At 67.6% G+C, this 9,547-nt stretch carries 15 protein-coding genes; 12 read left to right on the top strand and 3 right to left on the bottom strand.

The genetic code is table 11. The annotated features are described in order from the left end of the window. The 7 genes from AB0J58_RS43025 to AB0J58_RS42995 all read left to right on the top strand — a co-directional run. On the top strand, positions 1-1,533 hold a 1,533-nt coding region (locus tag AB0J58_RS43025; RefSeq protein WP_364227243.1), incomplete at its 5' end, for an FtsK/SpoIIIE domain-containing protein. 138 nt (positions 1,534-1,671) lie between these two features. Next, positions 1,672-1,890 carry a hypothetical protein gene (locus AB0J58_RS43020; protein WP_364227240.1) on the top strand — a complete coding sequence of 73 codons (219 nt, stop codon included), beginning with the start codon at positions 1,672-1,674 and terminating at the stop codon, positions 1,888-1,890. Then, positions 1,887-2,252, top strand: coding sequence for a hypothetical protein (locus AB0J58_RS43015; RefSeq protein ID WP_364227238.1), 366 nt, complete (start codon positions 1,887-1,889; stop codon positions 2,250-2,252). Before AB0J58_RS43020 ends, AB0J58_RS43015 begins: the two co-directional genes overlap by 4 nt. Then, positions 2,249-3,148 carry a bifunctional DNA primase/polymerase gene (locus AB0J58_RS43010; protein ID WP_364227235.1) on the top strand — a complete coding sequence of 300 codons (900 nt, stop codon included), beginning with the start codon at positions 2,249-2,251 and terminating at the stop codon, positions 3,146-3,148. Before AB0J58_RS43015 ends, AB0J58_RS43010 begins: the two co-directional genes overlap by 4 nt. A gap of 32 nt (positions 3,149-3,180) precedes the next feature. Beyond that, positions 3,181-4,362, top strand: coding sequence for a DUF3631 domain-containing protein (locus tag AB0J58_RS43005; RefSeq protein ID WP_364227232.1), 1,182 nt, complete (start codon positions 3,181-3,183; stop codon positions 4,360-4,362). 143 nt (positions 4,363-4,505) lie between these two features. After that, positions 4,506-4,727, top strand: a complete 222-nt coding sequence (locus tag AB0J58_RS43000; protein WP_364227229.1) for a helix-turn-helix domain-containing protein — start codon at positions 4,506-4,508, stop codon at positions 4,725-4,727. Next, the gene (locus AB0J58_RS42995; RefSeq protein WP_364227226.1) at positions 4,727-5,893 is read left to right on the top strand and encodes a site-specific integrase; all 1,167 of its coding nucleotides are present in this window, start codon (positions 4,727-4,729) and stop codon (positions 5,891-5,893) included. Before AB0J58_RS43000 ends, AB0J58_RS42995 begins: the two co-directional genes overlap by 1 nt. A 361-nt stretch (positions 5,894-6,254) precedes the next feature. On the opposite strand, the gene AB0J58_RS42990 is transcribed toward AB0J58_RS42995, so the two are convergent. Both AB0J58_RS42990 and AB0J58_RS42985 read right to left on the bottom strand, forming a co-directional pair. After that, positions 6,255-6,464 (bottom strand): DUF397 domain-containing protein, encoded by a 210-nt coding sequence (locus tag AB0J58_RS42990; protein ID WP_357795977.1) that lies wholly within the window; start codon positions 6,462-6,464, stop codon positions 6,255-6,257. Beyond that, positions 6,445-7,320 carry a helix-turn-helix transcriptional regulator gene (locus AB0J58_RS42985; RefSeq protein WP_357795974.1) on the bottom strand — a complete coding sequence of 292 codons (876 nt, stop codon included), beginning with the start codon at positions 7,318-7,320 and terminating at the stop codon, positions 6,445-6,447. The genes AB0J58_RS42990 and AB0J58_RS42985 overlap by 20 nt, the downstream gene beginning before the upstream one ends. Before the next feature lie 154 nt (positions 7,321-7,474). On the opposite strand from AB0J58_RS42985, the gene AB0J58_RS42980 reads away from it, so the two are divergent. Next, entirely contained in the window at positions 7,475-7,699 is a 225-nt protein-coding gene (locus tag AB0J58_RS42980; protein ID WP_357795971.1) for a hypothetical protein, read from the top strand. A 2-nt stretch (positions 7,700-7,701) separates the two neighbouring features. Here AB0J58_RS42980 and AB0J58_RS42975 read toward each other — a convergent pair whose 3' ends face one another. Continuing rightward, positions 7,702-7,959 (bottom strand): winged helix-turn-helix domain-containing protein, encoded by a 258-nt coding sequence (locus AB0J58_RS42975; RefSeq protein ID WP_357795968.1) that lies wholly within the window; start codon positions 7,957-7,959, stop codon positions 7,702-7,704. Between the two features lie 254 nt (positions 7,960-8,213). On the opposite strand from AB0J58_RS42975, the gene AB0J58_RS42970 reads away from it, so the two are divergent. The 4 genes from AB0J58_RS42970 to AB0J58_RS42955 all read left to right on the top strand — a co-directional run bounded on the left by AB0J58_RS42970 (position 8,214) and on the right by AB0J58_RS42955 (position 9,446). Further along, the gene (locus tag AB0J58_RS42970; RefSeq protein ID WP_357795965.1) at positions 8,214-8,444 is read left to right on the top strand and encodes a hypothetical protein; all 231 of its coding nucleotides are present in this window, start codon (positions 8,214-8,216) and stop codon (positions 8,442-8,444) included. Beyond that, positions 8,441-8,632, top strand: a complete 192-nt coding sequence (locus AB0J58_RS42965; RefSeq protein ID WP_364227221.1) for a hypothetical protein — start codon at positions 8,441-8,443, stop codon at positions 8,630-8,632. Before AB0J58_RS42970 ends, AB0J58_RS42965 begins: the two co-directional genes overlap by 4 nt. Positions 8,633-8,783: 151 nt before the next feature. Continuing rightward, positions 8,784-9,179, top strand: coding sequence for a hypothetical protein (locus AB0J58_RS42960; protein ID WP_357795962.1), 396 nt, complete (start codon positions 8,784-8,786; stop codon positions 9,177-9,179). Positions 9,180-9,263: 84 nt separating this feature from the next. Continuing rightward, entirely contained in the window at positions 9,264-9,446 is a 183-nt protein-coding gene (locus AB0J58_RS42955) for a hypothetical protein (protein ID WP_364227218.1), read from the top strand. The last annotated feature ends 101 nt before the right edge of the window (positions 9,447-9,547 follow it).

The raw sequence follows: 9,547 nt of genomic DNA, 5'->3' as shown, positions 1-9,547 counted from the left end.
GTGCTGGGCGCCCCGGCGGACCGGCCGCTGATCGACCGCGCCGTCATCGCCACTCAGGTGGAGCGCCTGACCTCCACCGTGGTCATCGACGCCCTAGCTGCCCTGGGCATCGCCGAGCTGAACAAGGCGTTCGGCAAAGGCGGGCGCGGCATCAACTTCCCGGCCCCCATCACCCGCGATGGCCCCGGCTGGCGCGCTGACGTGGACCTGCCGCTCGGCGTCACGGTGACCGACATCATGGAGCGCCGCGACCGCCTGGCCTCCGGACTGCGCCGCCCGCTGGGCTGCGTGTGGCCCGAGAACGCGCCCGGCCAGCACCCTGGCCGACTGGTGCTGTGGGTCGGGGATCAGGACATGTCCGCGGCCAAAGCGCCCGCGTGGCCGCTGGCACGCACCGGCACCGCCGACCTGTTCAAGGCCATCCCGTTCGGCCATGACCAGCGGATGCGCCCGGTCAAGCTCACCCTGATGTTCGCCAACATGCTGATCGGCGCGATGCCCGGCGCGGGCAAGACCTTCGCGCTGCGGGTGCTGCTGCTGGCCGCCGCCCTCGACGTCACCGCCGAACTCCGCCTGTTCGAACTCAAGGGATCGGGTGACCTGTCGATGTTCGAGCCGGTCGCCTACCACTACGGGTCCGGCGCCGACGACGACACCGTCTATGCCTGCCTGGTCTCGCTGCGGGAGGTCTACAAGGACCTGGAGACCCGCGCCCGCACCATCTCCCGTCAGCCGCGCGACATCTGCCCGGAGAACAAGGTCACCCCGGCCCTGGCCGCCAAACGCTCCCTGGGCCTGTACCCCCTCGTCGTGGCCATCGACGAGTGCCAGGAGCTGTTCTCCCACCCCGAATACGGCAAGGAAGCCGGGGAGCTGTGCACGGCCATCATCAAGCGAGGCCGCGCCCTGGGCGTGATCCTGCTGCTGGCCACCCAGCGCCCCGACAAAGACAGCCTCCCCACCGGCGTCAGCGCGAACGTCGGAGTGCGGTTCTGCCTACGGGTGATGGGCCAGGTCGAAAACGACATGGTCCTCGGCACGTCGGCCTACCGCAACGGCATCCGCGCCACCACCTTCTCCCCCCGCGACAAGGGCATCGGCTACCTGGTCGGTGCCGCCGACGACCCGCAGATCACCCGATCCGCCTACCTGGATGGTCCGGCGTCGGAGCGGATCGTCACCCGCGCCCGCGCCGCCCGGCAAGCCGCCGGCACTCTGGCCGGACACGCCATCGGCGAGACCCCGGCCGCGGCCCCGGCCTTCGATCTGCTGACCGACATCTTGGCCGTCATCCCCGAGGGGGAGGGCAAGGTGTGGTCGGAGGTAGTGGTCACCCGGCTGGCCGAGCTGCGCCCGGAGGTCTATGAGGGCTGGGAGCCCGACCAGCTGGCCACCGCGCTCAAGCCGCACCGCATCGACACCGTGCAGATCAGCCGCCGCATCGACGGCAAACAGCTCAACCGGCGCGGCCTCGACCGCGACCGCATCGCCGAAGCCGTCGCGGAGCGTAACCACAACCGCCCGGCTGAGTAGAGCCGATGATCCGCTACCGGTAGGGGGAGACCCCGCTACCGGTAGCACCCCCGCTAGCACCCCATTCATCGCTCTAGCTGCGCGCTAGCACGTAGCACCCACCTGCATAAACCCACGAAAACGGCCCTGGGAGCCCTCGTGACCCTCCTGATCGCCCTGCTACTGCTCTGCCTGCCCATCGTCACGCTCTGCTACATCGGCTGGTGTGCCGCGTCCCCCTGGGGGACCTGCGTTCGGTGCCGTCCCGGCGGCAAGAACCGCACCTGCCGCGCCTGCAACGGCACCGGCATGCGGCCCCGCCTCGGCTGGCAGCTCTGGACCTACCTGACCCGCCTGCACTCCGGCGGCACCCGATGACCCCCTTCGGCAGCGAACCCATCGTCACCTACAACGGCCAGCGCTACCGCCTGTACCAGGGCCGCATCCTGCTCAACTGGCACAAACCCGCCCGGCCCGTCCTGCACCACCGCGAAGGCTGCGTGCTGTGCTGCCTGATCCGCGTCACCACCGGCCCCGGCTCCCCGCCCCGCCACCCCACCAACTGCACCAACTGCATGAGGTGGACCGGCCCTCGCCCCGACCCCTGCTGGTCGTGCGGCAAGACCGCGCACTACCGCACCGACGACGGCCGCCCCACACACAAGACCTGCCTGGAGATCGCCATCACCGCCACCGCCCTCAACCAGAGCACCCCGGCCGAGATTGGAGAAGCGGCATGAGCAGAACCGACCGGCTCCGCTACGCGCTGGCCGCCGCCGCCCGCGGCTGGCACGTCTTCCCCGTCTCCATCGGCGACAAGCCGCCGCTCAAGCGCTTCACCGAATGGGAGACCAATGCCACCACCGACCCCAACCTGATCCGCCGCGTCTGGTCGAGCAAGCCGTACAACATCGGCATTGCCTGCGGCCCCTCCAACCTGGTCGTGATCGACCTCGACACCCGAAAGGACGGGCAAAGCCCGCCGCCTTCCTGGGACCTGCCGGGGGTCAACGATGGTGCCGACGTACTGGCCGTACTCTGCGAACGCGCCGGAGAACCCTTGCCCTTCGAGACCTTCACCGTGCGCACCCGGCGCGGCGGCACTCACCTGTACTTCACCGCCCCGGACGGGTCCGCTCTGCGCAACACCGAAGGCGCGTGGGGTGGACTCGGCTGGCTGATCGACACCCGCGCGAACGGCGGCTACGTTCTCGGCCCCGGCAGCTACGTGGATCTCCCGGACGGCACCGGCACCTACGAGGTAGTTCACAACACGACCCCGGCCCCGCTACCCCCCTGGTTGTTCCAGCATCTTTCACCCCCGCCCCGACCGGCGCCGCAACCGGTGCACCTGGCCCTGCCCGACACCCGGCACGGCGCCTACCTGCACGCCGCGATCACCCGCGAACTGGACCGCGTCGCCAGCGCCCCGCACGGCCAGCGCAACGGCTCGCTCTACCTGGCCGCCATCGCCCTGGGCCAGCTCGTCGCCGGTGGCGCGCTCGCCGAGAGCGAGGTGACAACCCTGCTGGAACAACAGGGGGTCGATGCCGGGCTGAGCCGCGCCGAGACCATCCACACCATCGCCTCCGGGCTCAAAGCCGGTGCCAAGCGGCCCCGGACGGTCGCCGCGTGATCACCACACCCAACGACACAGGAGCAGAACCCATGAGCCAGACCGAACCCATGAGCCACGGCGCGATGCTGCTTGACGCGCTGCTGGCCGCCCTGACCCGCTACGTCATCCTGCCCACCCCGGAAGCCGCGTGGGCGGTCACGCTGTGGGTGGCCGCCAGCCACGGTCAACCCGCATGGGCACACGCCCCCCGCCTGGTCGTCCGCGCCCCGGAAAAGCGATGCGGCAAGTCCCGGCTGTTGGACGTGGTCGAGGCCACCTGCCACGACCCGTTCATCACCGTCAACAGCAGTAGCGCCGCGGTCTACCGCTCGATCAGCGAGGACCCGCCGACCATGCTCGTGGACGAAGCCGACACCATCTTCGGCCCCAAGGCCGACGGGAACGAGGACCTGCGCGGGCTGCTCAACGCCGGACACCAACGCAACCGCCCGGCCAAGCGCTACGACGCCAACAGCAACCGTGTGGAGTCCATCCCGACCTTCGCCATGGCCGCACTCGCCGGAATCGGCGCCATGCCCGACACCATCGAAGACCGCGCCGTCGTGGTCCGGATGCGCCGCCGCGGCCCCGGTGAGACGGTGGCGCCCTACCGGCACCGCCGAGACCGGCCCCTGCTGCGCCAGCTAGCCGAAGACCTCTCCGCATGGCTGCGCGCCGACCTGGCCACCCTGGAGCAGGCCGAACCCGCCATGCCCGTGGAAGACCGCGCCGCCGACACCTGGGAACCCCTGGTCGCCGTCGCCGACCATGCCGGGGGCCACTGGCCCGACCGTGCCCGCGCCGCCGTTCTGGCGCTCACCGCCGAAGCCGACGACCAGGGACAGCCCTCGACCCGGATTCGGCTGCTGGCCGACTGCCGGACCGCCTTCGGTACGGATACCGCTCTGCCCACCGCGACCCTGTTGGAACGGCTCAAAGCCGATACGGAAGCGCCCTGGGCCGACTACGGTCCCGCCGGTCTGACCCCGATGAAGCTGGGCGTGGTCCTGCGCGAATACGACATCCGATCCGCCACGATTCGCTTCCCCAGCGGACAGGCCAAGGGATATCACCGCATCGACTTCGCCGACGCCTGGGCGCGCTACTGCCCCGCCCCAGAGAGCACCGAGAACGGCGAAATCCTCACCTTCACCCGGGGAAGCCGTACCGGCCGTACCACCATCAACATCGCAGGTCACAGCGATGAGGCTTTCATCCCCGGTACGGCTTAAGCCGTACCACCGAAAAAGCCGTACCGGTCATGACCAGCCAAAACAAGGTTGGTACGGCCGGTACGGCTCCCCCTCCCGTACTCGTTCATCCGCACTCGCAGAACAGCCAAAACACTGCGCATCGATGAGGAGAGCACCCCATCATGACCACCGCAGCGCCGGACACTGTCCGGCTCGACGACACCCAGCTTTACCGGGTGAGGGACGCCATGCGCGTGCTGAATCTGGGCAAGACCGCCGTCTTCGACCAGCTTCGAACCGGCCGCCTCCGCTCGGTCAAGCAGGGCCGCGCCCGACTCATCCCCGCTACCGCGATCCGCGAATACATCACGCTTTTGGAGAAAGAAGCAGAGGAAGCCGCCTGATGACCAAACGACGGAGCCGCGGAGACGGTGGCCTGCACTGGGACGAGAAGCGGCAGAGGTGGATCGCTACGGCCAGCCTGGGCCATGATCCGAGCGGCAAGCGCATCGTCAAGCGTGGAAGCGGTGTGACCAAGACCGAGGCCAAGAACAAGCTCAAGGAAGTACTCAGGGACTACGAGGACGGCCTTGCCATCGCCCCCACCGACTACACCGTGAAGCACGCCGTGAACGACTGGCTTACCTACGGTCTCAGTGGACGCGACGCGCGCACTGTGGATCTCTACCGACAACAGTGCGAAAGTCACATCATCCCTGCTCTGGGCGCCCGTAAGCTGCGAGACCTCAGCGCGGAAGACGTGGACAAGTGGCTTGCCGACAAGGCGAATACGCTCAGCACCCGGACCTTGCAGATCCTCCACTCCTGCCTGAACCGCTCGATCAAGCGTGCCATGGCCCGCGACAAGGTCAAGCGAAACGTGGTGGACCTCTGCACAGTCCCCAAGGGGCAGCAGGGCCGCCCGTCCAAGGCGCTGACACTCGCTCAGGCGGAAGCCGTGCTCAAGGCCGCCGAGGACGCCAGGATGCACGCCTACATCGTGCTGTCACTGCTCACCGGAGCACGGACCGAAGAGCTTCGCGCGCTCACTTGGGATCACGTGGACATGGAGGGCAGTCCGGGCGCGTCACCGGCCGTGCCGCCATACATGGCCGTGTGGCGCTCTGTACGGGCAGGAGGGAAGACCAAGACCCGCAAGTCCCGGAGGACTCTCGCGCTGCCCAAGCGCTGTGTGGAGGCGCTACAGGGGCAGTGGAGCCAGCAGCAGCGAGAGCGTGAGACCGCCGGGAAGCGTTGGCAGGAACACGGCCTGGTATTCGCCTCCAAGGTCGGCACGCCGCTCGACCCCTCCCATGTCCGTCGGGACTTCCGCAACGCGATCAAGGCGGCGGAAGGCGTGGACCCGAAGGAGTGGACGCCCCGGGAGTTGCGGCACAGCTTCGTCTCGCTGCTCTCCGATAGTGGTATCCCGCTGGAGGAGATCTCCCGGCTCGTCGGGCACAGCAGCACAGCCGTGACCGAGGCTGTCTACCTCCAGCAGATCCGGCCGGTTCTCCAAGGTGGCGCGGTCGCGATGGATCGCATCTTCCCTGGTGACGCGGACGCTTAGTCACGCAGTTAGACACTCAGAGGACAGGGAAGGCCGCTTCTGATGATCAGAAGCGGCCCTTACCTGGCACTACGGGTCGGGGTGACAGGATTTGAACCTGCGACCCCCTGCTCCCAAAGCAGGTTTTTCCGGTGGCATTACCTGCATATAGGGAAGAAGTAGCAGCTCAAGGGGTGTGATAGGCCAAGGATCACTGAGTCTGAGTGGGTCTGACCGGGAGTGGCTCACTCCCAATTCGCTCCCACTCTCGACCCGTGCTGATCATGGTTACAGCCCGTAGACTGACGGCGGGTTAGTTCCACGCAAATGCCCCCATCCGGAAGGACGGGGGCATTTGTTATGAATCTGTTCCCGAGTCGAACTAGTCGAACTCGCCAGCCCTGGCGCCCTTGATGAAGGCGTCCCACTCGGCTGTGGTGAAGGTCACGGTGGCCGCATCCGGCCTCTTGCTGTTGCGCACCGCGCGACCTCCGCCGGGCAGCTCGGCGACCTCGACACAATTGTCGTTCGGACCGCTGAAGCTGGCCTTGCGGTAGTCGAGCGCGGCGAGCTCAGTCGGGGTTAGTTCCATCGCCCTCGCCTCTCTCCAGTCTGTCTACCAGTGTTGCCAGATACTTAACGGACTCCTCTGGAGACTCACAAGAGGCCACCGCCCGGGTAAAGATCCGGGTGTATGCCTGCAGCTCCTCGGGCTTCTCCAGGTGGAGCGAGTCCGTTGCCGTCTCCAAGTACACCACCGAGGGATCCAGCTCCGTGCCAAAGTCCAAGATGGTGAACGGGCCGGGTAGCGCAGCGTGCGCACCGATCGAGTCTCGAAGAATCTGAATCGTTATGTGCGGGGCCGCGGCAACCTCGATCAGGTGCCGTAGCTGCTCGGCCATCACTGCGGGGCCACCGATCATCTTGCGCAGCGCCGCCTCGTCGATCAAGGCATACAGCTCCGGCGGCCTCTCGCGCTTGAGGACATCCTGCCGGACAATCCTGACTTCAACGCGCCGTTTCACAGAAGCATCGTCTAACACCTGGCCGGCTCGAAACACGGCGGCGGCGTAGTCGGCGGTCTGGAGCAGGCCTGGGATAAACAATGCCTCGTAAGTACGGATCTGGGTTGCCTCTGCTTCGAAGCCCGGCAGTGATCCCCTGAAGACGTCGTTGTACTTGGCCCACCATCCCTTCTCGCGGGATTGGCGGGCGAGGTCGAGGATCGCGTCGCGGACCTGTTCGTCGGTGACGCCGTACAGGTCGAGCAGCGCGCGGATGAGGACCAGATCAGGCCGGGTCCACTGGTTGGTCTCCCACTTGGTGAGGCGCCCCTTCGACCATCCGAGTCGGGTCGTCACCTCCTCGACTGTCAGCCCTGCTGCCCTGCGGAGCCGGATGAGTTCGGCACTGAGGCGCCGCAGTTTCACGGTAGGGCTGCCGGTCATCGCGTGTCCTCCTGTGTGCGCTGAGTGAGCGCATCATACGGCTGGCTTACGGTGGTGCGATTCCGACAATTGTGGCACTGAAACTGTGCCCTTGAAAGTTTTTCGAGGAAGCTGCATCATGAGAGCACCCGATCACATGAAGTGAGGCACCCGCATGATGCTCCTCACGAATGACCGCGTAACCGAGATCGAGTTACGCGCGCTCTACCCCGCTTGGATCATCTGGCAGTCCGAGGTAGGCCGCTGGTGGGCGCTCCGCACTGGCTCCATCAGCCCCGCCCAGCGTGAGGCCGGCATCACCGCCAGCCTCGACGCCGACACACTCGAAGACCTCGCCGGGCAGCTCGCGGCCCAAGAGCAACTCCGGGAGACGGCGTGACGCTACTTCTCCTCAGGCTGCTGCCAGTCCTCCTGCGGGCGGACGAACGTACCCTTGCCGCCGATCACCCGCACCAGCCCGTCATCGGCGAGCTTGCCGATGACCTTGCGTACGGTCTGCCGGGCAATCCCGAGCTCCTGCTCCAGGTGCGCGATGCTCGGGATGGGGTGGCGCTCCTTATAGACGCCCCCCTCGATCCGTTCACGCAGAAGGTCGTAGACCTGCGCCCATACGGTCCGGTCCGGGTCGAACTCGATCATGGAATGGACCGTAGGGGATCATGCTCTAGCATGCCCTTTCGGAACCGGCTATGCCCGGGCATGCCCGGGCACTACTCGGCAGGGATAACCTGCAGTTCCCAGAGCGGGCGCGGCGGCCGGGTACACCACTCCCTCGCCACAGGGTCGGCCGTCGCGCTCCCAGTGTGCACCCCCCGCACATCCGGCGGGTGCACTGGCCGCCTCCGGACATGCCTCCACACGCCGGGGCACGTCCGGAGGATCGGCAGAGCGTCATGACCGCCGACACCGAGGTAGCCACCCTCGATCGACTCGCCGCGGATTTCCCCGACTGGCGGATCTGGCGCAGCGACCGCGGCCACTGGTACGCCACCCGCCGCATCCCAGTCACCGAGGGGCAGGGCCGTGCCGGGTGCAACCGCATGGTGGACGCCGGCGCCGCAGACGACCTGCGCGAGCTCCTGACCGAGCAGCAGGAGCGAGCAGCGAGGGCGGCTCCGTTGTGACAGCGCCCCCTCCCGAGCCGCACTTCGGCCCCTTTGTCTGCCAGAAGTGCGGGTTGCCTCTGGAGTGGATGACGACGCTGTACGGCCGGTTCTGGGGCACCGCGAAGGGCAACCTCGGCCCCGGGGAGTGTCCGGCGACCACCGGCCCATGGGGGCTCGGCTACGGCCCGCACACCCCGCCCCCCTGATCTCCCGGCCGCCTCTGCCAAAGGGGTGGCGGCGGCCGGAGCACAACCCCTCCCGAGGCAGTACGCCTGCCCCGGGAGGGCGGTGGCCTCGCACGGAGGGGTGCGAGGCCACCCACCACAACCCCGCCTTGTCGACCACCCGGAGGAAGCTATGAGCACCGACCCCGACGGCCTAGCCGACGCACCCACAGAAGTGCTCGCTGACGCCCCGACGGCAAACATCCAGTTCGGAGTGCGCTGGACCCCGAACCACAGCCACCACCCCGCCGTGGCCACCAGCCCCGACAGCGAAGCCGAAGCTGAAAGCCTCGCCCGGCACCTGCGCTCCATCCAGCGAGTGCTCGGCAACAAAGACGACGCCACCGTTGTCTACCGGCTCGGCCCGGACAGCGACTGGGACACCACCCCGCCCAACCCGTTCGGCTTCCCCGAGCAGGCCGAAGCCATGATCCAGGACTTCCTTCTCTGGGCGGAGCGGAACCCTGGCATGGTGCAGCTTCTCGTCGACGAGCTCCTCTGCGAAGCAGACGACCAGCCCACCCCCTGAAACGCAGAAGACCCCGCCGGCCTGCCAGCCAGCGGGGCTTCTACAAGGCACGAAGCCCCAACTCGAACTTGGAGCCCCGAACCAATGAAGAACCGTAGCGGCACGACCGGCCCCTCCGCACCCGCCAGTCCGGACCCGGACAACCTTCCCCTGATCGGTACCCGCCGCCCCCGGCCGCCCATCGGCTGGCCCGGCGGGGAGCCCGATAGTGTGCGCGTCGCCTGTGACGCCGAGTTCGCCCGGCAGGCGAAGGGCGGTCGGAAGTGATTCCCTCCATCGATCAAATCACCACCTTCGCATCCGACCAGCCGGTGTTAACGATCATCATCGGCGTGTTCGCTCTCGTCCTCCTGGTCGCGGCCTACTTC

Origin of the sequence: Streptosporangium sp. NPDC049644, from assembly GCF_040675205.1 — a bacterium.
Taxonomy (GTDB): Bacteria; Actinomycetota; Actinomycetes; order Streptosporangiales; family Streptosporangiaceae; genus Streptosporangium; species Streptosporangium fukuiense.
The sequence above is the reverse complement of the archived record's forward strand: the minus strand, read 5'-3'. Positions and strand labels throughout refer to the sequence as shown.

What these genes read in the sequence shown, in the direction of transcription:
- AB0J58_RS43015 (WP_364227238.1), top strand. Translation starts at nt 1,887, where the DNA reads ATGACCCCCTTCGGCAGCGAACCCATCGTCACCTACAACGGCCAGCGC.
- AB0J58_RS43010 (WP_364227235.1), top strand. Translation starts at nt 2,249, where the DNA reads ATGAGCAGAACCGACCGGCTCCGCTACGCGCTGGCCGCCGCCGCCCGC.
- AB0J58_RS43005 (WP_364227232.1), top strand. Translation starts at nt 3,181, where the DNA reads ATGAGCCAGACCGAACCCATGAGCCACGGCGCGATGCTGCTTGACGCG.
- AB0J58_RS43000 (WP_364227229.1), top strand. Translation starts at nt 4,506, where the DNA reads ATGACCACCGCAGCGCCGGACACTGTCCGGCTCGACGACACCCAGCTT.
- AB0J58_RS42995 (WP_364227226.1), top strand. Translation starts at nt 4,727, where the DNA reads ATGACCAAACGACGGAGCCGCGGAGACGGTGGCCTGCACTGGGACGAG.
- AB0J58_RS42990 (WP_357795977.1), bottom strand. Translation starts at nt 6,464, where the DNA reads ATGGAACTAACCCCGACTGAGCTCGCCGCGCTCGACTACCGCAAGGCC.
- AB0J58_RS42985 (WP_357795974.1), bottom strand. Translation starts at nt 7,320, where the DNA reads ATGACCGGCAGCCCTACCGTGAAACTGCGGCGCCTCAGTGCCGAACTC.
- AB0J58_RS42980 (WP_357795971.1), top strand. Translation starts at nt 7,475, where the DNA reads ATGATGCTCCTCACGAATGACCGCGTAACCGAGATCGAGTTACGCGCG.
- AB0J58_RS42975 (WP_357795968.1), bottom strand. Translation starts at nt 7,959, where the DNA reads ATGATCGAGTTCGACCCGGACCGGACCGTATGGGCGCAGGTCTACGAC.
- AB0J58_RS42970 (WP_357795965.1), top strand. Translation starts at nt 8,214, where the DNA reads ATGACCGCCGACACCGAGGTAGCCACCCTCGATCGACTCGCCGCGGAT.
- AB0J58_RS42960 (WP_357795962.1), top strand. Translation starts at nt 8,784, where the DNA reads ATGAGCACCGACCCCGACGGCCTAGCCGACGCACCCACAGAAGTGCTC.
- AB0J58_RS42955 (WP_364227218.1), top strand. Translation starts at nt 9,264, where the DNA reads ATGAAGAACCGTAGCGGCACGACCGGCCCCTCCGCACCCGCCAGTCCG.